The organism is Streptomyces sp. NPDC007346, assembly GCF_040703535.1.
Classification (GTDB): Bacteria; Actinomycetota; Actinomycetes; order Streptomycetales; family Streptomycetaceae; genus Streptomyces.
The window spans coordinates 106078-132375 of record NZ_JBEYKR010000002.1 but is presented as its reverse complement, the minus strand read 5'-3'; the positions used below and the strand labels follow the sequence as shown (position 1 = coordinate 132375).

The 26298-nt window shown below is 71.8% G+C and carries 21 protein-coding genes and 1 pseudogene; 4 read left to right on the top strand and 18 right to left on the bottom strand.

Annotation, left to right across the window (positions count from 1 at the left end; translation table 11 throughout):
* Nucleotide 1 precedes the first annotated feature (1 nt).
* The 11 genes from AB0917_RS01380 to AB0917_RS01330 all read right to left on the bottom strand — a co-directional run bounded on the left by AB0917_RS01380 (nucleotide 2) and on the right by AB0917_RS01330 (nucleotide 13431).
* Nucleotides 2–1015 carry an ABC transporter ATP-binding protein gene (locus AB0917_RS01380; RefSeq protein ID WP_366817373.1) on the bottom strand — a complete coding sequence of 338 codons (1014 nt, stop codon included), beginning with the start codon at nucleotides 1013–1015 and terminating at the stop codon, nucleotides 2–4.
* Entirely contained in the window at nucleotides 1012–2049 is a 1038-nt protein-coding gene (locus tag AB0917_RS01375; RefSeq protein ID WP_366817372.1) for an ABC transporter permease, read from the bottom strand. Before AB0917_RS01375 ends, AB0917_RS01380 begins: the two co-directional genes overlap by 4 nt.
* Nucleotides 2050–2055: 6 nt before the next feature.
* Nucleotides 2056–3036, bottom strand: a complete 981-nt coding sequence (locus AB0917_RS01370) for an ABC transporter permease (RefSeq protein ID WP_366817371.1) — start codon at nucleotides 3034–3036, stop codon at nucleotides 2056–2058.
* Complete coding sequence (locus AB0917_RS01365; protein WP_366817370.1) at nucleotides 3033–4220, bottom strand: ABC transporter ATP-binding protein; 1188 nt, start codon at nucleotides 4218–4220, stop codon at nucleotides 3033–3035. The genes AB0917_RS01370 and AB0917_RS01365 overlap by 4 nt, the downstream gene beginning before the upstream one ends.
* A gap of 19 nt (nucleotides 4221–4239) precedes the next feature.
* The gene (locus tag AB0917_RS01360) at nucleotides 4240–5919 is read right to left on the bottom strand and encodes an ABC transporter substrate-binding protein (protein ID WP_366817369.1); all 1680 of its coding nucleotides are present in this window, start codon (nucleotides 5917–5919) and stop codon (nucleotides 4240–4242) included.
* 88 nt (nucleotides 5920–6007) lie between these two features.
* Complete coding sequence (locus tag AB0917_RS01355) at nucleotides 6008–6982, bottom strand: LacI family DNA-binding transcriptional regulator (RefSeq protein WP_366817368.1); 975 nt, start codon at nucleotides 6980–6982, stop codon at nucleotides 6008–6010.
* A 367-nt stretch (nucleotides 6983–7349) separates the two neighbouring features.
* Complete coding sequence (cimA, locus tag AB0917_RS01350; protein ID WP_366817367.1) at nucleotides 7350–8957, bottom strand: citramalate synthase; 1608 nt, start codon at nucleotides 8955–8957, stop codon at nucleotides 7350–7352.
* 624 nt (nucleotides 8958–9581) lie between these two features.
* The gene (locus AB0917_RS01345; protein ID WP_366817366.1) at nucleotides 9582–10685 is read right to left on the bottom strand and encodes a branched-chain amino acid aminotransferase; all 1104 of its coding nucleotides are present in this window, start codon (nucleotides 10683–10685) and stop codon (nucleotides 9582–9584) included.
* A 256-nt stretch (nucleotides 10686–10941) separates the two neighbouring features.
* Nucleotides 10942–11985, bottom strand: coding sequence for a 3-isopropylmalate dehydrogenase (locus AB0917_RS01340; protein ID WP_366817365.1), 1044 nt, complete (start codon nucleotides 11983–11985; stop codon nucleotides 10942–10944).
* Nucleotides 11986–12154: 169 nt separating this feature from the next.
* A complete protein-coding gene (locus tag AB0917_RS01335; RefSeq protein ID WP_093692577.1) occupies nucleotides 12155–12283 on the bottom strand; it encodes a hypothetical protein in 129 nt (42 codons plus the stop codon).
* A 230-nt stretch (nucleotides 12284–12513) separates the two neighbouring features.
* Nucleotides 12514–13431: a LysR family transcriptional regulator gene (locus AB0917_RS01330; RefSeq protein ID WP_366817364.1), complete on the bottom strand. Its 918-nt coding sequence runs from the start codon at nucleotides 13429–13431 to the stop codon at nucleotides 12514–12516.
* 128 nt (nucleotides 13432–13559) lie between these two features.
* Here AB0917_RS01330 and AB0917_RS01325 point away from each other — a divergent pair, with 128 nt between their 5' ends.
* A complete protein-coding gene (locus AB0917_RS01325; RefSeq protein ID WP_366817363.1) occupies nucleotides 13560–14588 on the top strand; it encodes an NADP-dependent oxidoreductase in 1029 nt (342 codons plus the stop codon).
* A gap of 215 nt (nucleotides 14589–14803) precedes the next feature.
* Here AB0917_RS01325 and AB0917_RS01320 read toward each other — a convergent pair.
* Nucleotides 14804–15352, bottom strand: a pseudogene (locus AB0917_RS01320) (GNAT family N-acetyltransferase); the annotation flags it as partial.
* Between the two features lie 127 nt (nucleotides 15353–15479).
* Entirely contained in the window at nucleotides 15480–16553 is a 1074-nt protein-coding gene (locus AB0917_RS01315) for a S1 family peptidase (protein WP_366817362.1), read from the bottom strand.
* A 314-nt stretch (nucleotides 16554–16867) separates the two neighbouring features.
* On the opposite strand from AB0917_RS01315, the gene AB0917_RS01310 reads away from it, so the two are divergent.
* The gene (locus AB0917_RS01310; protein WP_366817361.1) at nucleotides 16868–17578 is read left to right on the top strand and encodes a nitroreductase family protein; all 711 of its coding nucleotides are present in this window, start codon (nucleotides 16868–16870) and stop codon (nucleotides 17576–17578) included.
* A 237-nt stretch (nucleotides 17579–17815) separates the two neighbouring features.
* Here the strand turns inward: AB0917_RS01310 and pruA are convergent, their stop codons facing one another.
* Entirely contained in the window at nucleotides 17816–19447 is a 1632-nt protein-coding gene (gene pruA, locus AB0917_RS01305) for an L-glutamate gamma-semialdehyde dehydrogenase (RefSeq protein WP_366817360.1), read from the bottom strand.
* A 54-nt stretch (nucleotides 19448–19501) separates the two neighbouring features.
* Complete coding sequence (locus AB0917_RS01300; RefSeq protein ID WP_366817359.1) at nucleotides 19502–20428, bottom strand: proline dehydrogenase family protein; 927 nt, start codon at nucleotides 20426–20428, stop codon at nucleotides 19502–19504.
* A 212-nt stretch (nucleotides 20429–20640) separates the two neighbouring features.
* Between AB0917_RS01300 and AB0917_RS01295 the strand changes: the two genes are divergently transcribed.
* The gene (locus AB0917_RS01295) at nucleotides 20641–21867 is read left to right on the top strand and encodes a helix-turn-helix domain-containing protein (RefSeq protein WP_366817358.1); all 1227 of its coding nucleotides are present in this window, start codon (nucleotides 20641–20643) and stop codon (nucleotides 21865–21867) included.
* A 33-nt stretch (nucleotides 21868–21900) separates the two neighbouring features.
* Here the strand turns inward: AB0917_RS01295 and AB0917_RS01290 are convergent, their stop codons facing one another.
* The gene (locus AB0917_RS01290; RefSeq protein ID WP_366817357.1) at nucleotides 21901–22683 is read right to left on the bottom strand and encodes an isoprenyl transferase; all 783 of its coding nucleotides are present in this window, start codon (nucleotides 22681–22683) and stop codon (nucleotides 21901–21903) included.
* Between the two features lie 496 nt (nucleotides 22684–23179).
* Here AB0917_RS01290 and AB0917_RS01285 point away from each other — a divergent pair, with 496 nt between their 5' ends.
* Entirely contained in the window at nucleotides 23180–24865 is a 1686-nt protein-coding gene (locus AB0917_RS01285; protein ID WP_366817405.1) for a SpoIIE family protein phosphatase, read from the top strand.
* 91 nt (nucleotides 24866–24956) lie between these two features.
* Here the strand turns inward: AB0917_RS01285 and AB0917_RS01280 are convergent, their stop codons facing one another.
* On the bottom strand, nucleotides 24957–25490 hold the full coding sequence (locus AB0917_RS01280; RefSeq protein WP_366817356.1) for a hypothetical protein: 534 nt from the start codon (nucleotides 25488–25490) through the stop codon (nucleotides 24957–24959).
* A gap of 37 nt (nucleotides 25491–25527) precedes the next feature.
* Nucleotides 25528–26226 (bottom strand): hypothetical protein, encoded by a 699-nt coding sequence (locus AB0917_RS01275; RefSeq protein ID WP_366817355.1) that lies wholly within the window; start codon nucleotides 26224–26226, stop codon nucleotides 25528–25530.
* Nucleotides 26227–26298 lie beyond the last annotated feature (72 nt).

The following is a 26298-nucleotide window of genomic DNA, read 5'->3' as shown; positions in this document are numbered from 1 at the left end:
GTCAGGCGTGCAGGTGGCAGGCGACCGTGCGGCGGTCATCGGCGGGCGGCGCGGCGGAGTCCGGGCCGCCGGCCGGGGGCGCCAGCAGCGGGACCCGTACGTCGCACGGCTCGAACGCCTTGCCGCAGCGCGGGTGGAACGCGCAGCCGGTGGGCATCGCGGACAGGTGCGGGGGCGAGCCGGGGATGCCGGTCAGCTCGCGGCGGGGGCCGTGGAGCGCGGGGAAGGAGTGGAGCAGCCCGTCGCTGTAGGGGTGGCGGGGGTCACGGTAGATCTCCGCCGCGCCCGCCTCCTCCACGATGCGGCCCCCGTACATGATCGCGATCCGGTCCGAGAATTCGATCAGGAGCGAGATGTCGTGGGTGATGAACACGACGGAGAAGTTGAGCTGTTCCCTCAACTGGACCAGCCGCCGCAGGATCTGGCGCTGCATCACGACGTCCAGGGCGGTCGTCGGCTCGTCCATGATGACGATCTCGGGCTCCAGCGCGAGCGCCATCGCGATCATCACGCGCTGGCGCATCCCGCCGGAGAGCTGGTGCGGGTAGGCGGCCAGCCGGTCGGCGGAGATCCCGACGAGGCTCAGCAACTCCTTGGCCCGGTCGGTGCGTTGGGCCTTCTTGAGGTCGGGGCGGTGGGCCTTCAGCACGTCGGTGAGCTGGCTGTGGACCGTGTGCACCGGGTTGAGGGAGTTCATCGCCCCCTGGAAGACGATGGACAGCTCCTGCCAGCGGAAGGCGCGCAGCTGCTCGGGGGAGAGCGAGAGGATGTCGAGCCGGTCGCCGCCCGGCCGGTGGTAGTGGACCTCTCCCCCGGTGATCACCCCGGGCGGCGAGAGCAGCCGGGTCACGGCGTACGCGAGGGTCGACTTACCCGACCCCGACTCCCCTGCCAGGCCCAGGACTTCACCCCGGTGGAGGGTGAGGTCGATGTCCCGCAGGGCGTGCACGGCCCGGTCGTCGGTGCCGTAGTCGACGTTCAGTCCGCTGATGGTCAGGACCGGCTCGGCGCTCATGTGCGCGGCTCCTTGCTGCTGCTGCTGTGCTGACGGTGGCCGTCGCCGCCGGGCGGCTTGCGGTGCCCGCCGTCCAGGGGCCTGCGGGCGACGGGGGTGAAGCCGACGCGCATCTTGACCTTCCGGGAGGAGCCGGTGGCGGTGCGCAGGCGCGGGTTGACGAACTCGTCGATGCCGAAGTTGATGAGGGTGAGCGCGGTGCCCAGCAGGGCGATGCACAGGCCGGCGGGGACGAACCACCACCAGGCGCCCTGGGCGAGGGCCTGGTTGGACTGGGCCCAGAAGAGGACCGTGCCCCAGTTCCAGTGCGAGATGTCCGCGACGCCGATGAAGGCGAGGGTGATCTCGGTGAGGACGGCGAAGATGACCGTGCCGACGAAGCCGGAGGCGATCACCGCCGTGAGGTTCGGCATGATCTCGAAGAGGATGATCCGCCAGGTCGACTCGCCGGTGGCGCGGGCGGCCTCCACGTAGTCGCGGCGGCGCAGCGACAGGGTCTGGGCGCGCAGGATGCGCGATCCCCAGGCCCAGGAGGTCAGGGCGATGGCGAAGGCGATGAGCAGGTCGCCGGTGTCCGGGACGAAGCTGGCGACGATGATGATCAGCGGGAGACCGGGCAGCACCAGGAAGATGTTGGCGAGCGCGGAGAGGATCTCGTCGACGGCCCCGCCGATGAACCCGGCGGTGACCCCGATGAGGACCGAGAGCACGGTGGCGATGACCGCCGCGACGAACCCGACGATCAGGACGCCCCGGGTGCCGACGAGGATCTGGGAGAGGACGTCCTGCCCGGTGTGCGTGGTGCCGAACCAGTGCGCCCCGGAGGGGGGTCGGAGCAGCTGGTCGCTCATGGCGTCGGGGTCGTACGGGGCGATCCACGGGCCGATGACGGCCAGCAGGACGAAGAAGGCGAGCATGAGCAGCCCGGTGCGGGTCTTGCCCCCGCGCAGGAACCGGAGCCGGGCCCGGCGGGTGGGCGCCTCGGGTGCGGGCGCGCCGTCCAGGACGGCGACATCGGTGGCGGTGATGGACATGGGGACCTACGCCTCCTTCCGGGTGCGGGGGTCGAGGGCGGCGTAGACGAGGTCGGCCAGCAGGTTCGCGGCGAGGACGGAGAGCGTGATGATCAGGAAGACGCCCTGCATCAGCGGGTAGTCCTTGGCGCCGACCGCCTGGAGCAGCTGGAAGCCGATGCCCGGGTAGGTGAAGACCATCTCGACCAGCAGCGTGCCGCCGACGATGAAGCCCAGGGAGAGGGCGAAGCCGGAGATGTTGGGGAGGACCGCGTTGCGGGCCGCGTAGCCGAACATCACGCGCCGCTCCGAGAGCCCCTTGGCCTGCGCCACCATCACGTAGTCCTCGGAGGAGACGGTGACCATCATGTTGCGCATGCCGAGGATCCAGCCGGCCACGGCGCTGAGCACGATCGTCACGCCGGGGAGGACGGCGTGGTAGAGCGCGCTGGAGATGAACGGCCAGTCGAAGGCCGGGACGAGGCCGTTGTCGTAACCGCCGGAGTTCGGGAAGAGGGACCACTTCTCGGCGAACAGGGCGATGGCGACGAGGCCGAGCCAGAAGTAGGGGATGGCGGAGATGAAGGTGGTGACGGGCAGCAGCCCGTCCAGCCACGAGCCGCGCTTCCAGCCGCTGTAGACGCCGATGCCAGTGCCGAGGATGAAGCTGAGCAGGGTGGTGACGCCGACCAGGGCGAGCGTCCACGGCAGGGACTGGACGATCACCTCGCTGACCGGGGTGGGGAAGAAGGTGAAGGAGAGGCCGAGGTCGCCGTCGAGGAGATGGGCCCAGTAGTCGGTGTACTGCTGCCAGAGCGACTGCTTCTCGTCGAGGCCGAAGAGGGCCTTGAGGGAGTCGATGGCCTTGGTGTCGAGCTGGCCCTGGTAGCGGCTGAGCAGCGCCTGGACGGGGTCGCCGGGCATCAGGCGGGGGATGAGGAAGTTGATGGTGATGGCGGCCCAGGCGGTGACCGCGTAGAACGCCATCCGTTGCAGGAGGTACTTCACCGGGAGACCTCCTCGGTGGTCGTGCGGGGGCTCGGGCCGTCGTGCGGCGTGGTGCCCGTGCCGTCGTGCGGTGTGACGCCCGTGCTGTCGTGCGGTGTGACGCCCGTGCTCTCGTGCGGCTGCGTGCCCGTGCCGTCGTACGGGGTCGCCTCGCCGCCCTCGTACAGCCAGCAGGCCGCCCACTGCCCGTTGGCCAGGTCGAAGCGCGGCGGGAGTTCGGTGCGGCAGCGCTCCATGGCCTTGGGGCAGCGGGGGTGGAAGCGGCAGCCGGCCGGCGGGGCGATGAGGGAGGGCGGCTCGCCGGTGCCGGTCTCCTGCTGTTCCGCCTCGGCGACGACCCGGTCGGGGTCGGGCGCGGAGGCGATGAGGAGCTGGGTGTAGGGGTGGGCGGGGTGCTGGGTGACTCTCTCGCTGTCACCGCCCTCGACGATCCTCCCCGCGTACATCACCAGCGTGGTGTCCGCGAAGTAGCGGGCCGAGGCGATGTCGTGGGTGATGTAGAGGATCGCCAGGTGCAGGCGCTCCTTGAGGTCCCGCAGCAGGTTGAGGACGCCGAGCCGGATCGACACGTCGAGCATGGAGACCGGTTCGTCGGCGAGGAGGACCTGCGGGTCGGCGCCGAGCGCGCGGGCGATGGCGACGCGCTGGCGCTGCCCGCCGGACAGCTCGTGCGGGAACTTGTCCAGGTACTGGTGGGGCGGGGTCAGCTGGACCCGGTTCAGCAGGTCGGTGAGGGCCTGCTCCAGCTCCTTCTCGCCGCTGCCCGCCCGGTCGTGGATCTTCAGGGCGCGGGTCAGGTGGTAGCGCACGGTGTGCACCGGGTTCAGCGAGGCGAAGGGGTCCTGGAAGATCAGCTGGACCCGGCGTACGTAGCGGCGGAAGGACCGGCCACGACCGGCCTTCACCGGCGTGCCGCCCAGCCGTATCTCACCCGAGGTGAGCGGGTACAGCTGGGCGAGCAGGCGGGCGACGGTGGATTTGCCCGAGCCGGACTCCCCCACCAGGGCCGTGACGGTGCCGCGCCTGAGCTGGAGCGAGACGTCGTCGACGGCGTGGACGCTGCGGCGCTCGCGGGCGAACAGGTCGCGTGCGGTGCGGCGCAGGGGAAAGTGCTTGGTGACACCGCGCGCTTCCAGCACCACGTCGGTGCCGGTGCGCACGGTCTCGGACTGATCGGTGGTCATGGCCGGTTCTTCCCCGTACTTACTTGGCGGGCGTGAGGTTCAGCACGATCTCCAGCGCGCTGGGCTGGGTGTGCTGCGGCGGGGCGTAGGGGTTGGCCTCGGTGGGCCAGCCGATCCAGTTCTTCGTGGAGTACTCGGCGCCGATGGGCGCGGCGGCCGTCGGGATCATGGGCGCCTCCTCGACGAAGATCTTCTGGAGGGTGTTCAGGGCCGTGGTACGGGTCTTCTCGTCCTTGGCGTTGGCGTACTCCTTCAGGGCGCTGGTGGCCTCGTCGTTCTTGAAGCGGCCGAAGTTGCCCAGCTGGGAGCTCTTGCCGATGGGCTGGAGGATCGCGCCGTCCATGACGTTCTGGTACATGTCGTAGGGCGTGGCGCCGCTGTTGGTCCAGTGCAGGGTGGCGTCGAAGTTGCCGTTGGCCACGTCCACGCCCCAGGCCTCGGCGGTCTGGGTCTTGACCTTGGCCTCGATGCCGAGCTGCTTGATGTTGTCCTTGATGATCGCGAGGCCGGTGATGTAGTCGTTCCAGCCGGCCGGGTCGGTGAAGGTGAGCGTGACCGGCTTGCCGGACGGGTCCTTGAGCACCCCGCCCTCCAGCTTGAAGCCGGCGTCCGCGAGCAGCTTCTTGGCCCCGGCGACGTCGGGCTTGGTGGTGGCGTTCTGGTACTCGGGGGCGAGGAAGGGCTCACCGGCCGGGAGCGGGATGCCGGTGGGGTTGGTGATCTCCGGGTAGAGCGTGGCCTGGGCCTGGACGTGGATGGCGTTGCGGTCGACGACCATCGCCATCGCCTTGCGCAGCGCCGGGTTGTCGAAGGGCTTGCGGGCGGTGTTGAACCACAGGCCGTGGATGCCGAGGCCGGAGGGGAACCACAGCTTGTGGTTCTTGGGGTCCTTGTCGATGAAGAGCTGCTTGTGGTTCGGCATGAACACGAAGGACCACTCGACCTTGCCGGTGGCCAGCGCGGTGGTGGCGGCGCTGTTGTCGTTGTACGCGGTGTAGCGCAGCTCCTTGACCTTCGTCTTGCCGTTCCAGTAGGTCGGCGTCGCGATCAGGGTGGTGGTCTGCGGGGTGAACGTCTTGAGCTTGTACGGGCCGGAGCCGACCGGGGTGCGGTTGGGCCAGGTCTCCGGGTTCTCGACCTTCTCCCAGATGTGCTTGGGCACGATGAAGGTCTGGATGATCTTGTTCTGGTTGACGAACTGGGACTCCTCGAAGGTCAGGACGACCTTCCCGTCCTCGACCGCGATCCCGTCGAAGGGGATGCCGTTGCCGTTGAGCGCCGGGTGCTTCTTCAGGAGGTTGAAGGTGTACTCCACGTCGGCGGCCGTCAGCGGCTTGCCGTCGGACCACTTCGCCCGCTCGTCCAGGGTGAAGGTGACCTTGGTGAAGTTGTCCTCCCACTCCCAGTCGGTGGCGAGCCAGGGGTCCGCCTTGTCGGTGGGCTTGATCATGTTCGTCATGGCCAGCGGCTCGTAGATCATGAACCGGTAGCCGAGGGTGGCGCCCGCCGAGGTGCTGAGGAACGGGTTGCTGTTGTTGGTCTGCGGTCCGTCCGGCTTGCCGAGGGTCAGCACACCGGTGGCGGCACCGCCGTCGCCTTTGTTGGCACCGGAGTTGGCGTTCGAGCAACCGGCTGCGAGCGCGATGGCGACGGTGGCTGCGGCGACCGCTCTGAGCGTGGTGCGACGGCGTACGGACATGGCGACTCCAGGGAGGGGCTGCCGGGTCGGTGCGACCCGGCGGAGGGTGGAAGGGGGCGAGCGGGGCGCGGCCGGGCGGCCGGGTCCGTCACGGCGCCGAGTGGCGCACGACCAGTTCGGTGGGCAGCACGGCCGGGCCGTCGGGTACGGGCGTGCCGCCGAGGTGGGAGAGCAGCATCCGGGCGGCCGTCTCACCCATGCGGCGGGTGGGCTGGCGCACGGTGGTGAGGGGCGGTTCGGTGTGTTCGGCCATCGGGATGTCGTCGAAGCCGACGACCGCGATGTCGTCCGGGACCCGGCGGCCGGCACCCCGCAGGGCCCGCAGCACGCCGGCCGCGCTGATGTCGTTGTGCGCGAAGACGGAGTCGAACTCGACGCCCCGGGCGAGGAGTTCCTCCATGGCCAGGCGCCCGCCGAGTTCGGTGAAGTCCCCGTCGACGACGAGGCATTCGGGCAGGACCGAGCGGAATCCGCCGAGCCGGTCCCGTACGCAGCCGAAGTGCTGGGGGCCGGTGAGGACGACGGGCCTGGAGCGTCCGGCGGCGAGCAGGTGGCGGGCCGCCGACGCTCCTCCCTCGTGGTTGGTGGTCACGACGGAGGGGAATTCGGGGTGGTGGCCGCGGTCGTCGATGAGGACGATCGGCAGGCCGTCGCGGTGCAGGGCGGTGAGGTGGCTGAGGGTGTTCTCCGGCTCCACGACGACGAGCCCGTCGAAGGCGCGTGCCGACACCTGGCTGGTGAAGCGCTGGACGGACTCGGCGCCCCGGTTGCAGGTGAACAGCAGCAGCCCGTAGTCGGCGGCCTCGACGGTGTCGACGACCCCCTGGAGCAGTTCGCCCATCCAGGGCCAGGTCAGCGAGGGGACCAACATGCCGACCGTACGGCTGGAGCCGCGGGCCAGGCCCACGGCTCCGGAGCTGGGCACATAACCGAGCTGTGCGATCACTTCACGAACGCGGGCGGCGGTGGAACGGTCCACTTCGCCCTTGGTGTTGATGACCCGGGACACGGTCGTCTTGCTGACGCCGGCCTCACGGGCGACATCGGCGATGGTGACACGCATCTGGGCCTCCGTCGGACCGGGTGGGAGTAAGGCGGGAACAGGGCAGGAGCAGGCAAGGAGCGGTGCGGGAGCGGGGTGGCGCGAGCACGCCGGGGCATGGCCGGGCACGGGTGCCCGGTGCCTCCGGTACCGGTTCCGGAACCGGTACCGGCTGTTGCGGCAGGAGTTAACCCCGCCGACACAGGACCGTCAATACTTCACACCGAGATTGGTCCGGACCCATCTCCCGACCAGGCAGGACGCCTCATGTGTTCACTTCTTGAATGCATAGCTCCTTGACAGGAACACGTAAGCGTGGCGCGGGCCCCGGACATGCCGAAGCCGCCACCCCGTTGCGGGGCGGCGGCTTCGGTGGGAGGGTCCGGGGCTACTCGGTGGGCTCCACGCCCGCGCGCAGCAGCCCGTAGGTGTACGCGTCCTCCAGCGCCTGCCAGGACGCGGCGATGACGTTCTCGGCGACGCCCACGGTCGCCCAGTCGGCGTCCCCGTCGCCCGTGGTGATCAGGACCCGGGTGGTGGACTCGGTGCCCGTACGCCCCTCCAGGATGCGGACCTTGTAGTCGACCAGCTCCAACTTGGCGAGCTGGGGGTAGATCCGCTCCAGGGCGACGCGCAGGGCCCGGTCCAGGGCGTTGACCGGGCCGTTGCCCTCGGCGGTGGCGACGATGCGCTCACCCTTGGCCCAGAGCTTCACGGTGGCCTCGTTGGCGTGGGTGCCGTCGGGGCGGTCCTCGACGATCGCCCGCCAGGACTCCGTACGGAAGTAGCGCCGGGCCCTGCCCTCCACCTCGCCGCGCAGCAGCAGCTCGAAGGAGGCGTCGGCGGCCTCGTAGGTGTAGCCCTGGAGCTCGCGCTCCTTGACCCGCTCCACGACCCGGCCGACCAGGGCGCGGTCGTCGCCGAGGTCGATGCCGAGCTCCTTGCCCTTCAGCTCGATGGAGGCGCGGCCCGCCATGTCGGAGACCAGCATCCGCATGGTGTTGCCGACCAGCTCCGGGTCGATGTGCTGGTAGAGGTCCGGGTCGACCTTGATCGCGGAGGCGTGCAGCCCGGCCTTGTGGGCGAAGGCCGAGACACCGACGTACGGCTGGTGGGTGGAGGGGGTGAGGTTGACGACCTCGGCGATGGCGTGCGAGATCCGGGTCATCTCGGCGAGCGCGCCCTCGGGCAGCACCTTCATGCCGTACTTCAGCTCCAGGGCGGCGACCACCGGGAAGAGGTTGGCGTTGCCGACGCGCTCGCCGTAGCCGTTGGCCGTGCACTGCACGTGGGTGGCGCCGGCGTCCACGGCGGCCAGGGTGTTGGCGACCGCGCAGCCGGTGTCGTCCTGGGCGTGGATGCCGAGCCGGGCTCCGGTGTCGGCGATGACGGTGGAGACGACCGCCTGGACCTGGGCGGGGAGCATGCCGCCGTTGGTGTCGCAGAGGATGACGACCTCGGCGCCCGCCTCGTGGGCGGTGCGGACCACGGACTTGGCGTACGCGGCGTTGGCCCGGTAGCCGTCGAAGAAGTGCTCGCAGTCCACGAAGACCCTGCGGCCCTGTTCTCGCAGGTGGGAGACGGTGTCGCGGACCATCTCCAGGTTCTCCTCCAGAGTGGTGCGCAGGGCCAGCTCCACATGGCGGTCGTGCGCCTTGGCGACCAGCGTGACCACCGGGGCGCCGGAGTTCAGGAGCGCCGCCACCTGGGGGTCCTCGGCCGCGCTGCCACCGGCCCTGCGGGTCGCGCCGAACGCCACGAGCTGGGCGTTCTCGAACTCGATCTCCTGCCGGGCGCGGGCGAAGAACTCCGTGTCGCGCGGGTTGGCGCCCGGCCAGCCGCCCTCGATGTACCCCACCCCGAAGGCGTCCAGGTGCCGGGCGATGGTCAGCTTGTCGGCGACCGTCAGGTTGATGCCCTCACGCTGAGCACCGTCGCGCAGTGTGGTGTCGAAGACATGGAAACTGTCGTCGGTGGCGTTGGCCTTGGTGGTCATGCTGATCTGACTCCTGTCGGATGAGTGGATCCGGACGATCGGGCTCCACTTGCCCCCATCATCCCGCGCGCTCCGCCCTGCCCGGGTACGGGCCGGAAAACGAAAAAACCCCTCGCGGGTGCGAGAGGTCTGCGCGCGGGTCTGGGGCACGATGGCCGCGCCGTACATGGTGGTACGGGACGGTCACTGCGGACCGGCGCGCCTGCTGCCAATAATCATGACGAACGAGGGCACGGCAGAAGTCTCGCACAGCGACGGCTCGGTGACGGCCGTGTCTCAGGATGCGGGCGTGACGCTGGTCGCATCTGTACGGCACGGCGGGTCGGGCGGGGACGCGCTCACGGGACACGGGCGGTGGGGCCGGGGGAAGGACTGCGGCGCCCCCTCCTTCGTGCCCCCGGCCCGGCCGCCGTGCCGTGGTGACCGGCTCTCCGCTCTCGCCGGTGGCCATCCGGCGCCTGCCCCTCGTGCACGCCACCGCTGCCGCCCAGGGCCCGCGCGCCGAAGCGTGCGGGTCCTGGGCGGATGTTGGGTGGGACAGCGGGCCTAGGTCGCGCCCGGGGATCTTGACCGGGTCCGCGACGCCTGGCACGGCCTCTCCGGTCCTGATCCGCCGGACACGCCCTAGCCGAGCGGGTGCATCCAGCCGTGGGTGTCCTCGGCGATGCCGCGCTGGATGTCCAGCAGGCGGTCGCGCAGCTTCATGGTGACCTCGCCGGGGGCGCCGTCGCCCTGCGTCCACTCGCCGCCCGCGGACTTCACGATGCCGACGGGGGTGATGACGGCGGCGGTGCCGCAGGCGAAGACCTCGGTGAGGACGCCCTTCGCGGTGTCGTCGCGCCACTGGTCGATGGAGACGCGGCCCTCCTCGGAGCCGTAACCGAGGTCGCGGGCGACCTTGAGGAGGGAGTCACGGGTGACGCCGGCGAGGAGGGAGCCGGTGAGGGCGGGCGTGATGATCTTCTTGGAGCCGTCCTCCCGCGTGTACACGAAGTACAGGTTCATGCCGCCGAGCTCCTCGACCCACTTGTGCTCGACGGCGTCGAGGTAGGCGACCTGGGCGCAGCCGTGCTCGGCCGCCTCGGCCTGGGCCAGGAGGGAGGCCGCGTAGTTGCCGCCGGTCTTGGCGTCGCCCATGCCGCCCGGGACGGCGCGGACCCGGTTCTCCGAGAGCCAGATGGAGACGGGCTTCACACCGCCGGGGAAGTAGGCGCCGGCGGGCGAGGCGATGACCAGGAAGAGGTACTCGTTGGCCGGCTTCACGCCGAGGCCGACCTCGGTGGCGATCATGAACGGGCGCAGGTACAGCGACTCCTCGCCGCCGTGCGCCGGGACCCACGCCTTGTCCTGCTGCACCAGCGCGTCGCACGCCTCGATGAACGTCTCGACGGGCAGCTCCGGCATGGCGAGGCGGGCGGCCGAGCGCTGGAAGCGGCGGGCGTTGGCGTCGGGGCGGAACGAGGCGACCGAGCCGTCGGGCTGGCGGTAGGCCTTGAGCCCCTCGAAGATCTCCTGCGCGTAGTGCAGGGTCATGTTGGCCGGGTCCAGCGACAGCGGGCCGTAGGGGACCAGCTCGGCGTCGTGCCAGCCACGGCCCTCGGTCCAGCGGATCGTCACCATGTGATCGGTGAAGTGCCGGCCGAATCCGGGGTTGGCCAGGATCGCCTCGCGCTCCGCGTCGGACAGCGGGTTCGAGGAGGGCTTGAGCTCGATCGTGGGCGTCGTCATGAGTGCGTGTCCTTCACCGGTCTTGTGTGTGATGGACCGCGCCCACGCCCGTTCATGACCGATGCTTTCCGGTCAGGTCCTAGGACGTCCGAGCTTCACCGCGAGCCACGGCCCCGCGTTCGATTATCACTTGCGGGGGGCCGTGCACGAAATGGTGGGAATGCGGTCCGGGGGTCGATGGTGGCACCCGGGGGCCGCACAGGTGAAGCCGCCGGGCGCTGATGCGACCCGGCGGCTTCGAAGTGGAGTCGTCGGGTCAGCTCGCTACGCGTACCGCGAGCGCGTCACCGATCTCGTCGGTCGTACGCGTGGCGGCCCCGTCGCGCTCCGCGAGGTCGGCGGAGACGGCGTCCTCGATGCGCGCGGCCTCGGCCTCGTAACCGAGGTGGCGCAGCAGGAGGGCGACGGAGAGGACCGTGGCGGTCGGGTCGGCCTTGCCCTGCCCCGCGATGTCGGGGGCGGAGCCGTGGACCGGCTCGAACATCGACGGGAACGCACCCGTCGGGTTGATGTTGCCGGAGGCGGCCAGGCCGATACCGCCGGTGACGGCGGCGGCGAGGTCGGTGAGGATGTCGCCGAAGAGGTTGTCGGTGACGATGACGTCGAAGCGCTCCGGCTGGGTGACGAAGAAGATCGTCGCGGCGTCGACGTGCAGGTAGTCAGTGCTGACCTGCGGGTATTCGGCGGCGACCTGGTCGAAGGTGTTCTTCCACAGGTGGCCGGCGTAGACGAGGACGTTGTTCTTGTGGACCAGCGTCAGCTTCTTGCGCGGGCGGGCGGCCGCGCGCTCGAAGGCGTCCCGCACCACGCGCTCGACGCCGTACGCCGTGTTGACGCTGACCTCGGTGGCGACCTCGGCGGGGGTGCCGGTGCGCAGCGAGCCGCCGTTACCGGTGTACGGGCCCTCGGTGCCCTCGCGGACGACGACGAAGTCGATGTCGGGGCGGCCGGCGAGCGGGGTCGCGGTGTTGGGGAAGAGCTTGGAGGGCCGCAGGTTGATGAAGTGGTCGAACGCGAAACGCAGCTTCAGCAGCAGCCCGCGCTCCAGGACACCGGAGGGCACGGACGGGTCGCCGATCGCGCCCAGGAGGATGGCGTCGTGGTTCTTGAGCGCCGCCAGCTCCGCGTCCGGGAGGGTGTCACCGGTGCGGTGCCAGCGCTGGGCGCCAAGGTCGTACTCCTTGGTCTCCAGCTTCACATCCTGCGGGAGGACAGCGTTGAGGACCTTGAGGCCCTGGGCCACGACTTCCTGGCCGATTCCGTCACCGGGGATCACTGCGAGATCGATGCTGCGAGACATACGGGAAGCCTAACGGTGCGTCCCACCCCATGACATCCGGCGTCCACCATGCGGACGAGCGCAAGCGCGTTCGGGTGTGCGGACTGCTGGGGGCGTGGGGACTGTACGGGGTGGGGGCGAGCGGCGAGCGGTGCGTGCGGGCGGGCCTCTGCGCGGCCGTCGCGGCGGCTCAGTGGCCGGTCGCGCCGCCGTTGTCCCGGCGGTCGAGGGCGCGCTGGAGGGCGGCGGCGGCGTTCTTGCGCTCGGCCTCGGCCTGGCGGGAGGAGTGACGGACGCGGCGGGTGGTGGTGTTGGCCATGATGGATCGACTCCTTGAGATCGCATGGATGCCGGGGGCAGGCCGCACATCGCGGTGCGGCGCCGAGGCCGGGCCGGGATCGGATTTCGAGGTGCCGGAAGGGGCGGGGAGCGTACGCCGCAGGGGTTACCTGCCTCAAGGCGTGCGCCCGCAACCGCCACAGTCGCTCGATCGAGCGATTCGTTCGGCTCCTACAAAGCTAGGACAGTCGGGCCGCTCTGTCTCTACAGTTAGTCGGACTTCCTACTATCTGAGACGGCCGCTCCCCCGCGCTCGGCTCGCAGCTCCCGGATCAGCGCCCTTACGGCGAGGGATCGTGCCTGCTCAGGAGTGGTGAGATAGCCGATCGAGCGGGTGGGGCGGTCGGGTCCGAGAGCGGTGATCTCGATTCCGTCGGGTGCTCCGTACAGGGACAGACCGGGCATGATCGCCATGCCGAGACCACGGGACACCATCGAGAGCACCGCTCCGTCGTCCTCCGCCTGCACCGTCGCCCGGGGCAGCCATGTCTGGGCCGCCCACCAGTCACGCGTGTACGAGGTGCAGTTCTCGTCCCAGTCGACCAGCGGCAGCGTCCGGGGCGCGGGGTGCCCGGCCGGGTGCACCAGGGCGTACTCCTCCTCCAGGAGTACGCCGCCGGTCAGCCCGGGTGGCACGGGCGAGGTGGTCCCGATCGTCGCGACGGCCAGGTCGGCCCGTCCCTCCAGCACCTCACCGGCCGTGCCCGGCCCCACTTCACGCACCATCCGCACCACCGGCTCGATGCCGGGGTGGCGGGCCGCGAGGCGCTCCAGGGCCGGCGGCAGCAGGTGCAGGGCCGCGCTGCGGAACGCGGCGATCCGCAGCGGGCCGCTCACGGTGTCCGATCCGGCGGGGCCTGCGGCGATGCCCCGCGCCTCGGCGCCCATCACGTCGAGCAGCCGCAGGACGCGCCGGGCGTGAGCGGCGGCCACCTCACCGGCCGGGGTCGGCGTGGCGCCCCGGCGGCCGCGCTCGAAGAGCACGGCGCCGATCCGGCGCTCGCTGGTGCGGACGGAGTGGGAGACGGCGGACTGGGTCATGCCGAGGCCCCGGGCGGCGGCGGAGAACCCGCGCGCCTCGGCGACGGCGACGATGACGCGAAGCTCGTGCGGGGCGAGGTCGGTCATCGCGGGGCCCGTCCCGCACCCTCGACCGGACGAGACACCGAAGACCCATGAAAGCTGCTCATGGAAACGATTCTTCCATCGACGCGACCCCCTGCCCGGCCACCGCGTTCCCTTCTACCGTCAGCAGCATGACGACACAGCGCACCGGCCGCACCGCCCCCACCTCCCGCACCCTCCACCTCGCCGCCCGCCCGCACGGCTTCCCGACGGCGGATCTCTTCTCCGTCGCCACGTCGCCCGTGCCGGATCCCGCTCCCGGGGAGGCCGTGGTGGAGAACCTCTACCTCTCCGTGGACCCGTACCACCGCGAGGAGATGGACGGCGGCTGGGAGCTGGGCGTCCCGCTGGAGGGCCGCGCCCTCGGCCGGGTGACGGCCTCCCGCGCCCCCGGCCTCGCGGAGGGCGACCTCGTCCTGCACCGCGAGGGGTGGCGGACCCACGCCGTGGTGGCGCCGGGCGGGACCGGGGTGCGGAAGGTGCCCGCGTACGACGGGGTCCCGCTCACCGCGTACATGTCGATCCTCGGCGGTACCGGGCTCACCGCCTATGTGGCGCTCACCCGGACGCTGGAGTTCCGGGCTGGTCAGGATCTCTTCGTCTCGGCGGCGGCGGGCGGGGTCGGTACGGCGGTGGGACGTATCGCCCGGCTGCTCGGCGCCGGCCGGGTCGTCGGCAGCGCGGGAACGCCCGCGAAGGTGGCCCGGCTGACCGGGGAGCTCGGCTTCGACGCGGCGTTCGACTACCACGACGGGCCGGTCGGGGAGCTGCTGGCGAAGGCGGCCCCGGACGGCATCGACGCCTACGTCGACAACGTCGGCGGGGACCATCTGGAGGGCGCGATCTCGGTGCTCCGCGAGCACGGGCGGATCGCGTGGGTCGGGGCCATCGCCCAGTACCACTCGGCGCACGAGCCGCCGGCCGCCCCGCGCAACCTGTTCGACATCGTGGAGAAGAGCCTGCGCCTGGAAGGGGTGATGGTACGCAACCACCGTGACGTGCAGCAGGAGTTGGAGGACTTCCTGGTCCCGCATGTGCGGAGCGGAGTGGTCGTGCCCGATGTCACGGTGGTGGACGGATTCGAGCGGACGGTGGAGGGGTTCCTCGGGATGCTGCGGGGCGAGAACACCGGGAAGATGCTGATCCGGGTCGCCGACTGAGCCCGCCCGGCGGGGAGTTGCCCCCCTCCCCGCGCTCCACGGCGGACCACCGTCGCAGCGGATCACCGGGAGTGCACGTCACCGTGAGCGCACGTCGCCGTGGGAGCAGGCCGCTGTCAGAGTAGGCCGCAGTCGGAGCAGGCCGCCGTCGGAGCAGATGGGCGTCGGAGCAGGCCGCCGTCGGAGCAGTTCGGCGTCAGAGCAAGCCGCCGTCGGAGCAAGTCGCCCTCGCGCCAGTCGAAGACGAGCGGGCGGCCGGCCGCCGGCAGCGCGTGGCCGGCGGCCGGGCGGACGTAGGTGCTGCCCTCCTCCTGCGGCAGCGCGAGGGTCCCCTGCGGGCCGAGGGCGGCGAGGCTCCCCGGCCACACCTGCCAGCCGCGCGCCGCGTACAGCGCCGCGCCCGCGTCGGAGGCGGACAGGGCGCCGAACTCGTACGCCCCGTCGACGACCCGTTCCAGCGCGGCCATCACCCGGTGGCCGAGCCCCTGGCGGCGGCGGCCGGGGCGGACGGCGACGGCTTCGACGTACCCGGCGCGCAGCGAGCGGCCGTCGTGGAGCACCCGGCGCTGGACGACGGAGCCGTGGGCGATCAGGAGCCCGCCGGTGTCGCGCACCAGGGCGTGGACGCCGCCGAGGCAGTGTTCCCAGTCGTCGTCGCCGAAGCCGCCGTCGAAGGCGGTGTCCAGCAGGGTGCGGATCTCGTCCCGTACAGCCGCGGTCAGCTCATAGGTGTGGGCGGCGCGCACCGCGGGGGGCTCGGTCATGATCCCAGTTTCCCAGGGGCCCGCTCCGACCAGGCACGCAGGGGCGATGCGGGACACGGCCGGGGCCCGCCCGGACCGAGGTGCGCGGTGGTCCGGGCGGGCTGCGGGCCGGGGGGCGGGCAGTGGCTCAGTACACCGTGACGCCGTACGCCGAGAGCGCCTCCACCACCGGCTGGTGGATGGCCGAGCCGCTCGTGCCCGAGCAGCCGGAGCTGCCGGAGTGGATGCCGAGGGCGACGGAGCCGGCGAAGTGGGCGCCGCCGCTGTCTCCTCCGGCGGAGCAGGCGGTGGTGCGGACCATGCCGTGGACAGGCCCGTCACCGTAGTTCACGGTGACGTTGACGGCGGTGACGGTGCCGGAGGTCACCTGGGTGGTGGAGCCGCTCTTGCGGATCGCCTGGCCGACGACGGCGTTGGCGGCGGAGGTGATGTCCTGGGTGGAGCCGTTGTAGAGGTCGACGGTTCCGGCGGGCGAGGAACCGTCGGTGTAGCGGACGATGCCGTAGTCGTTGGTCGGGAAGCTGGTGCCCTCGCGGACGCCGATGACCGAACCGCCCGAACTGGCCGACCAGTTGGCGGAGAGGTTGGTGCAGTGCCCGGCGGTCACGAAGTAACGTGCCCCGCCCTTGGTGACGTTGAAGGCGGCCGAGCAGCGGCTGCCGCCGCCGTAGATGGCTCCACCGCCGAGCACTTCGCGGCGGAACTCGCCGGGTACGCGCTTGATGGCGACCGCACCGTCGAGCCGCTCGGCGACGGCTTCGATGCGGGCCATGTCCCGTACGGAGACGGAGGAATCGGCCTCGACGACGACCTGGTTGGTGCGCGGGTCGACACCCCAGGAGGTCCCGGTGATCTTCGCCTCGGCCTCCAGGGTCTCCATCGCGGCGTCGAGCTGGGCGGCGCTGCGGGCCACCCGGCGCACAGTGGCCCCGGCGGCTCGGGCCTGCTCCTCGGCCCGGTCGGTGGTGACGGTGACGACGAGGTTCCCGGTCCTGGAGTCGAGGTAGGTTCCGGCGGTGTCGGCGCCCAGCGTGCGTTCGACGGCGGCGTCGAGCGCGTACGCGGAGGCGGAGGGTATCGCCGCGGTGGTGGGGGTGGCGGAGTGGACGTCGGCCGCGGTGGCGGGAGCCGCGCCGAGGCCGAGGGCGCCGGCGACGAGCAGCAGGGAAAGGCCCAGGCGGGCACGGGAGTCGCGTCTCATGGGGGAACTCCTTCTCGGGTGACGTGTGGGGACGTACCGAGAAGGAATTTGACATGGACATTACCTAACTCACAAGACCGCGTGTCCCGGAGGGAGTTGATCCGCGCACCCCGAGACCCGCCGGCGAGCAAGCGAACGGGCGGCAGGCAGGCAGGAGGACAAGCGGGCAGACAAACAGAGAAGGCAGACAGAGACAGACAGGCGAACGGGCGGGCGGACAGGCGGTTCCGGTCACCGGACACTGACCGGGACCCGTGCCCGTCCTGTCCGAAGCCCCGCTTCCCCCCGCCGTCCCCGCCGCGCACACTGCGCCCATGTCCGACACGACACCCGCACCCCAGCAGTGGTCGCCCACCCATGGCGACCCGTACCGCCCCACCCCCTACCGCCCCGCGAGGACCGCCCCCGAGGAGTCCCTCGCCCGCGCCGCCCGGCTGCGGGAGCGCATGGACGAGCGCAGGACCGTCCGCGCCTTCTCCCCCGACCCGGTCCCCGAGCAGGTGCTGCGCGACGCCATCGCGTGCGCGGCCACCGCCCCCTCCGGCGCCCACCAGCAGCCGTGGACCTTCGTCCTGGTCAAGGACCCCGAGGTGCGCCGCCGGATCCGGGAGGCCGCCGAGCACGAGGAGAAGCTGAGCTACGACGGGCGGCTCGGCGAGGAGTGGCTCGCCGCGCTGCGCCCGCTGGGCACCGACGCGGTCAAGGCCCACATGACGGACGCCCCCGCCCTGATCGTGGTGTTCCAGCAGCGTTACTGGCTGGGCGAGGACGGCACCAAGCGCAAGCACTACTACGTCGACGAGTCGGTCGGCATCGCGGTGGGGATGCTGCTCAGCGCCCTGCACCTGTCGGGGCTCGCCGCGCTGATCCACACCCCGAGCCCGATGCGCTTCCTCGGCGAGGTGCTGGGCCGGCCGGAGAACGAGAAGGCGTTCGCCGTGATCCCCGTCGGCCATCCCGCCGACGACTGCGAGGTCCCCGACCTGGTGCGCAAGTCGCTGGACCAGGTGCTGGTGGAGATCTGAGGGTCCGCCTCGCGTCGGCGGACGCCCCGCCGGCGACCCCGTACGCAGGCGCACCCGTACGCGCCTGAACCCACAGAGACGCGCCTGACCTCGCATAGAGGTACATGCATGCACGTGGACGTGCATGGAAACCGCCCCCCGGCCGGTTGGGGGACCGGTCGGGGGGCGGTGCTCGAAGAGGGCTCCGGGGAGCCCCTGGGCCCGGGGCGTCGTGCTGCGGCGCCCCGGGGAGGGGTATCAGCCCTGGTGGGGGTAGGTGTACTCGGTCGGCGGGACCAGGGTCTCCTTGATGGCCCGGGTCAGGGTCCAGCGCTGGAGGTTCTGCGGGGCGCCCGCCTTGTCGTTGGTGCCCGAGGCACGGCCGCCGCCGAAGGGCTGCTGGCCGACGACGGCGCCGGTCGACTTGTCGTTGATGTAGAAGTTGCCCGCGGCGTAGCGGAGCTTGTCCATCGTGTACGCGGCGGCCGCGCGGTCGCCCGCGATGACCGAGCCGGTCAGCGCGTAGTCGGAGACCGACTCCATCTGCTCCAGCATGGCGTCGTACTGGTCGTCCTCGTACACGTGGACCGCGAGGATCGGGCCGAAGTACTCGGTCGTGAAGACCTCGTTCTCGGGGTCGGAGCACTCGATGACGGTCGGGCGGACGAAGTAGCCCACCGAGTCGTCGTAGGTGCCGCCCGCGACGATCGTGCACGCCGCGTCGGACTTCGCGCGGTCGATCGCGGCCTTGTTCTTGGCGAACGAGCGCTCGTCGATGACGGCCCCGATGAAGTTCGTCAGGTCGGTGACGTCGCCCATCTTGATGGAGTCGACCTCGGCCGCGAACTCCTCCTTGAAACCGGAGTTCCAGATGGAGGCGGGGACGTACGCGCGCGAGGACGCGGAGCACTTCTGGCCCTGGAACTCGAAGGAGCCGCGGGTGAGCGCGGTCTTCAGCACGGCGCGGTCGGCGCTGGGGTGCGCGACGACGAAGTCCTTGCCGCCGGTCTCGCCGACGAGCCGCGGGTAGGTGCGGTACGTGGCGATGTTGTTGCCGACCGTCTTCCACAGGTGCTGGAAGGTGGGGGTCGAGCCGGTGAAGTGGATACCGGCCAGGTCGCGGTGGTTCAGCGCCACCTCGGAGACGGCCTTGCCGTCGCCGGTGACCAGGTTGATGACGCCCTTGGGCAGACCGGCCTCCTCCAGGAGCTGCATCAGCAGCACGGCGGCGTGGGTCTGGGTCGGGGACGGCTTCCACACCACGACGTTGCCCATGAGGGCGGGGGCGGTGGGGAGGTTGCCCGCGATGGCCGTGAAGTTGAACGGCGTGATCGCGTAGACGAAGCCCTCCAGCGGGCGGTGGTCCATACGGTTCCACACGCCCGGGGAGTTCGCCGGGGGCTGCTCGGCGAGCATCTGACGCGCGTAGTGCACGTTGAAGCGCCAGAAGTCGATGAGCTCGCAGGGAGTGTCGATCTCGGCCTGCTGGGCGGTCTTGGACTGGCCGAGCATGGTGGAGGCGGCCAGCGTCTCGCGCCAGGGGCCCGCCAGCAGCTCGGCGGCGCGCAGGATGATCGCCGCGCGGTCGTCGAAGGACAGCGCGCGCCAGGCCGGAGCGGCGGCCAGGGCCGCGTCGACGGCGTCCTGGGCGTCCTGCTCGGTGGCGCCGGCGAAGGTGCCGAGGACGGCCTGGTGGTTGTGCGGCTGTACGACGTTCACGCGCTCGCCGCCGCCCATGCGCTTCTCGCCGCCGATGGTCATCGGCAGGTCGATCGGGTTCTGGCTGAGCTCCTTGAGCTTCTCCTCCAGACGGGCGCGCTCCGGGGAGCCCGGGGCGTAGGAGTGGACCGGCTCGTTGACCGGCGCGGGGACCTGGGTGACGGCGTCCATGAGTGCCTTGTCTCCTTGGTGTCGGCGGGGATGTGGTTCGGCCCGGGGGCCGGATCAGCCCTTGGTGAGGATCGAGCGGCCGAAGAACAGCAGGTTGGCCGGCTTCTCCGCGAGGCGGCGCATGAAATATCCGTACCAGTCGGTGCCGTAGGCCGTGTAGACGCGCATCCGGTGGCCCTCGGCCGCGAGCCGGATGTGCTCGTCGCTGCGGATGCCGTACAGCATCTGGAACTCGTACTCGTCCAGTTTGCGCCCGGCCTGGCGGCCCAGCTCCTGGGCGATGGCGATGAGACGGGGGTCGTGCGACCCGATCATCGGGTAGCCCTCGCCCTCCATCAGGATCCTGACGATCCGGACGTACGCCTTGTCGATCTCGGCCTTGTCCTGGTACGCGACGGAGGCGGGCTCCTTGTAGGCGCCCTTCACGATGCGTACGCGGCTGCCGGCGGCGGCCAGGCGGCGGGCGTCGTCCTCCGTGCGGAAGAGGTAGGACTGGATGACGCAGCCGGTCTCCGGGAAGTCCTTCCGCAGCTCCTCGTGGATGGCGAACATCGAGTCGAGGGTGGTGTGGTCCTCGGCGTCCAGGGTGACCGTGGTGCCGATGGCGGCCGCCGCCTCGACGACCGGGCGCACGTTGGCGAGGGCCAGCTCGTGGCCGCCCTCCAGCGCTTGCCCGAACATCGACAGCTTGACGGACATCTCGGCGCGCGGGCCCAGGTCCAGGACCTTCAGGCGCTCGATCAGCTCCAGGTAGGCGTCGCGGGCGGCCTCGGCCTGCGCGGGGGTGGTGATGTCCTCGCCGACGACGTCGAGCGTGACCTCCAGCCCCTTGTCGGCGGCGTCCTCGACGATCGGCACGACCTGGTCGACGCTCTCGCCGGCGATGAAGCGGTCGACGACCTGCTTGGTGCCGGGCGCGGCCGAGACGAACCGGCGCATCTTGTCGCTGCGGGACGCGGCGAGAATCACGGGACCCAGCACGGGGTACCTCCACGAATGTACGGACCAGGGGGCGTAACAGCAGGTACACGAACGTATGTGAACGGGCATGAACAGACCGGTACGGCACGGATAACCACTGTGAAATCTAGGCACCGCCCCGGCGCTGTGCCATCGACACCTGTCACGCATCCGTGGCCGCCATCTCAGACATCTGTCTGAAGAAAGGTGGGGAGGGGTGCGAGAATGGCCGAGTGACAGGCGATTACCAGGAACTGGTCGACGAGATCTCCGCCCTCCTCGGCGCCCCCGCCACCCTGGAGAACCGCGATTTCGGCCTGGTCGCCTTCGGGGCCCACGACAGCGACGACGACACCGCGATGGACCCGGTCCGCACCCGCTCGATCCTGACCCGCCGCTCCACCCCCGCCGTCCGCGCCTGGTTCGAGGGGTTCGGCATCACCCGGGCGACCGGCCCGGTCCGCATCCCCGCCGCCCCGGAGGCCGGGGTCTTCCGGGACCGGGTCTGCCTTCCGGTACGCCACCGGGGCGTCGTCCTCGGTTACGTCTGGCTGCTCGACACCGACCCCGGGCCGACCGACGACCAGCTGACCGCCGCGATGGAGGTCGCCGCCCGGATCGGGGCGCTCCTCGCCGACGAGGCGCGGGCGGGCGCGGACCTCTCGCGGGAGTTCGGCGCGGTCCTCACGGCCGGGCACGGGCGGCAGCACGACACGGCGGTCGCCGCGCTGCGGGAGGCGCTGGGCCAGGACGCGGAGGGGCTGCACACGGTGGTGTGCGTGACGCCGTGGGCCGCCGACGACACCCCGTCGGTACGGGGCGTGGCCTCGGTGGCCGCTCTGGCGACGGTGCCCGCGCCGGGGTTCTCCGGGTCGGGGTCCTCCGGGCCTGGGTTCTCCGGGTCGGGGTTCTCCGGGTCGGGGTTCTCCGGGTCGGGGGGCGGAGGGCCCGTTTCACTGGCCGCGCTGATCCGGCTGCGCTCGGTGGACCGCCTGGACCCGGCGCTGGGCGCCGCGGACCGGCTGCGTACGGGGGCGGGCCCGGGGGCCACCGGGGGGATCGCGGCTCCCCGCCGGGGCCTGGACGCCCTGCCGGACTCCTGGCGCGAGGCCACGGCGGCGGCGCGCGCGGCCCGCGCCGAGACCCGCTTCGGCCCGGTCGCCCGCTGGTCGGCCATCGGCCCGTACCGCCTGCTCACCGCCCTCCCGGGCACCGGCACGGACCCGGCCGACCCGGCGGTCGCCTCGCTGCTGACCCCGCTGCACAAGGAGCTGGCGCACACGGCGGAGGCGTTCTTGGACTGCGCGGGCCAGGCGAGCCGGACGGCGGCCGAGCTGGGCATCCACCGCCAGACGCTGTACTACCGCCTCTCCCGGATCGAGCAGATCACCGGCCTCGACCTGAACGACGGCGAGGACCGGCTGCTGCTGCACATGGCGCTGAAGGGGGCTCGGCTGTAGGCGGCGGTTGCGGGTCTCGCCGCCGCGCGCCCGTCACTTGCCGAAGCGGCGCTCCCGGTTCGCGTACGAGCGCAGGGCGCGCAGGAAGTCCACGCGCCGGAAGGCCGGCCAGTAGCAGTCCACCCAGTGCATCTCGGCGTAGGCGGACTGCCAGAGCAGGAAGCCGGAGAGCCGCTGCTCGCCGGAGGTGCGGATGATGAAGTCGGTGTGGTCGGCGATCGGCGAGTAGAGGTGGCGGGAGATGTCGTCGATGTCGAAGCGTGCGGCCAGTTCGGCCGGGTCGCCGCCGGCCGCCATGTGCTCCTCGAAGGCCCGCTTCACGGCGTCGACGATCTCGCGCCGGCCCCCGTAGCCGACCGCCACGTCCACCTTGAGGCCCCCGCGCCCGGTCGTCGCGGCGGTGGCCTCCTTGAGGACCTGGGCGCTGGTGCCGGGCAGCATGTCGAGCGAGCCGATCACCTGGACCTCCCAGCTCCGGCCCTCGGCGGTGATGTCCCGGACGGTCTCCTCGATGACCTCGATCAGCGGGCCCAGCTCCTCGGCGGGGCGGCCCAGGTTGTCGTCGGAGAGCATGAAGAGGGTCACGTGCTCGATCCCGGCGGCCGAGCACCAGCCCAGGAACGTGGTCACCTTGGCGCCGCCCGCCCGGTACCCCTCCCGGACGTCCGTGTGCCCGGCCTTCCGGGCCCAGCGCCGGTTGCCGTCGACCATGATGCCGACGTGCTGGGGGCGCGGCAGCCCCACCAGGGTGGTGGCCAGCCGGCGCTCGTACACCGCTTCGATGGGCCGTCGGAGGAACAGGGGAAGCAGCTTCATGGAACCCTCTCCATCACACGACGGCCACCGTCGAAGGACCTTACCAGCGGCCTCGGACACCCGAGGGATCCGGCCGAGGGACCCGTTCACCACGGTCCGCGCTCCCCCGAGTGAAGGAGCGGGGCGGCGGGGCGGGGCGGCCGGCCCCGACGGCCTGCCCGGCCGGACGCCGGTGGAACATCCGGGGCGCGGACGTGGTCGGCCTCGTCGCCTCCGGGCCGGTGCGCGTCTGGCGGGCGGCGCCGCTCCCCTCCCGTTCACTCACCACGAAAGACCAGGTCGTGAGCTTCGGACCGGTCCTCACCCCGTCGGGGCCTCCGGAGGCCGGACCGGCGCTGTGCGGGCACAATCGAAGTGCCTCTCCGAATGCCCCCTACGCGAGAAGGGGTGGCACGTGGACCACCATCCGGGCCGGCCGGGCACCCCCCTCAGGGCGGTACTCGACCGCCTGCCCGTCCCCCAGCTCCTCCGGCGCGCCGTGGACGCGGCCACGGCGATGAGCGGCACCCGCCGCCTGGAGTGGCTCAACGCGGCGGGCGACCACATCGGGACCACGCTCGACCTGGACCGGACCGCCCAGGAACTGGCCGACTACGCCGTACCGAGACTGGCCGACGCTGCTGCGGTCGACCTGCTGGAATCACTCCTGCGCCGGGGCGAGGGGGAACGGAGCGGAGCGGCGAGAGCGCCCCTGACCCGGGCCATGGCCGTGGCACAGATCGACCGGCTCCAGAACCTCGAACCGGACCCGGTGGGGGAGCTGACCACCGTCAACCCCTCCAAGGTGGCCCATCAGTGCCTGACCACGCGCCGGCCGGTGCTGGTGAGACGGATCGCACCGGACCAGTACGAGCACATCGCCCCCACCCCGCACGCCGCCCTCGCCCTGCGTCGCGCGGGAGTGCACAGCTACCTGGCGCTGCCCCTCGTCTCACGTGGTGTCCTTCTGGGACTCGTCGACTTCGTCCGGTGCGGAGACCGGCCGGCGTTCACGCACGCGGACCTGGCCCTGGCGTGCGAGCTGGCGACGAAAGCCGCGGTGTTCGTGGACAACGCCCGTCTGTACGGGCGTGAGCGCGCGGCCGTCGTCACGCTGCAACGCGCCCTGCTCCCCCGAGCCGCTCCCTCCACACCGGGCCTCCAGGTCGTGTCGAGCTACCGGCCCGCCGTCGACCCCGGTGGTGTGGGCGGCGACTGGTTCGACGTGGTGGCCCTGCCGAGCGGACGCACCGCCCTCGTGGTGGGAGACGTGATGGGCCACGGTCTGGCGGCCGCGGCGACCATGGGCCGGCTGCGCTCCGTGGCCCGTACGCTCCTGGGGCTGGACATCGCACCGGAACGCGTACTGGCCCGGCTCGACCTGGCGGCCCGCGACCTGGAGGAGGACCAGGTCGCCACCTGCCTGTGCGCCGTCTACGACCACGCCGAGCGGACGTACCGGCTGGCCAGCGCGGGGCACCTGCCGCCCCTGGTGATCGACGCCGCCGGCCGTGCCGCCCTCCTGGACGTGCCCCCGGGCGCGCCCCTGGGCGCGGGGGTCATCCCCTACGACCAGGTGACGGCCCGGATGCCGGAAGGCAGCCGCATCGCGATGTACACCGACGGGCTGATCAAGAACCGGCACGAGGACGTCGATGTGCTGCTGGAACGCCTGCGGACGGCGGTCGACGGCCCGCCGACCGCTCTGTCGGAGAGCTGCGAGGCGACGTGGAGCAGGACCGAGAGCTGCGACGGCGGGCGCTTCGACGACGCCGTCCTGCTCATGGCGGAGGCCCTGTCGCAGCCCGAGGCGGAAGTGGTCGTCTGGTCCCTCCCGGCGGACGGGTCGGCCGCCGGAGCGGCGCGCCGGCTGGTCCGCGCACAGCTGGAGAGCTGGTCGCTCTCCGAACTGGTGGACGTCACCGAACTGGTCGTGAGCGAACTCGTCGGAAACGCCCTGCGCTACGGCGGTGGGCCGAGCGGGCTCCGCCTGCTGCGCGACGACCGGCTGTGCGTCGAGGTCTCGGACATCGGGCCGGACCTGCCCCAGATCCAGCACGCCCCCCTCAGCTCCGAGGGCGGCCGCGGCCTCCAGCTGATCAACATGCTCTGCCGCCGGTGGGGCTCGTGCCGGACACCCGAGGGAAAGGTCGTCTGGGCCGAGCAGGATCTGCCCGGCGGCAGCTCCAGAGCCGGCGGGTGACACGGCAGCTCCGGAGCCGGCAGGGGACGCGGCAGCTCCGGAGCCGACGCGGGACGCAGCTCCGGGGCCGGTGGGTGACGCGGCTCCGGAGTCAGCGGCTTCCCGCATCCGGCTGCTCCCGGGCCACCGTCCGTTCACCGACCAGGGCGGCCAGCACCAGCGGTGCGTCGCCGTCGCTGTGACCGACGGTCAGCGCGGCCCAGCGGCCGTTCGGGGCGACCGGGTCCCAGACGGTCAGGTCCCCGTACAGGTCCTCGGCGAACAGCGCCTGGAACAGCGGCTGTACGGGAGAGCCGCCGCCCTGCCACGTCAACAGCGGCCCGTACAGAGGGACCGTGGCATGCGGGCCCCAGCGGCGGTCCAATTCCTCGGTCAGGGCGGCCAGATGAGCCTCGGCCGCCTCCTCGGCGTCGTTCCACTCGGGGGCGTACACCCCGGTCAGCGGGTCGCCCTCCCAGAGCGGCACGATGCGGAAGCCCGCGCCCTCGGTGGCGGTCCACTCGCCGGTCACGGGGTCGCCCGCCGCGACGGTGGGGCCGGTGGCCGGTACGGCGGTGGCGAGGAGCCGCTCGACCTCGGCCACCGCACGGGGCAGCACGAAGGGCTCCCCCGCCCGGCACGTCACGGCACGGCCCGGCGGGTCGCACGCACGGCCGCGGGGGTCACAGCACGGCCCGGTCCATCGGGCGGGGCAGCGGGTCCAGCGCGCCCGCCTCCCGCAGCCGCACGTACGCGCGAACCACCGCCGCGCTGTCGCCGGGCGCCGCGATGCTCAACAGCTCCCCGCCGGAGGGGAGTTCCTGGCGGACCACCTCCAGATCCTCCGGTACGAGGGCGGCGCGGGCCGACGAGAGGTAGCCGGTCCGGCCGACGACCGGGTCACCGGCCGAGAACCCGGCCTCGTCCTCCAGCGCGTCCAGCACGTCGTCGTCGCTCACATCGCCGAAGTCCGGCTCCCAGACCCGGGCGAGGAGCGCGAGGACGTCCTCCTCCGGGACCACGGCCTCCTCCGGGGCGTGCAGGACGATCGCGAGCGACTGGAGCAGGAACTCCGGCCGCCCGCCCGCCAGCCCGCTGACCTCCGCCTCCCAGCCGGGCGTCCCCGTGCCGACCAGCCGCAGCCCGGTGCCCGTCAGATCCGACCAGTCGGCCGCGCTCTGGGCGGTGCGCAACGCGCCGAGCAGGGCGCTCCCCTCGGCGGCGAAGGCGGTGGCGGGCCCGTTCCCGTGGACCTGGCTCCAGGCGTCCGCCGCCTCCGGGACCAGTCCGGCGAGCCCGTCCAGGGTCTGCTGCCACCGGTCGGCCAGGGCCTCGACCGGCTCCGGCCTCGGGCCCCAGAAGCCCCGCACTACACGTCGCATGCTGATCTCTCCTCGTCGCCCGGCTGCTCCGCCCGGTGGCCCGGCCGGGGCCGGGCCACCACGCGTGCAGGC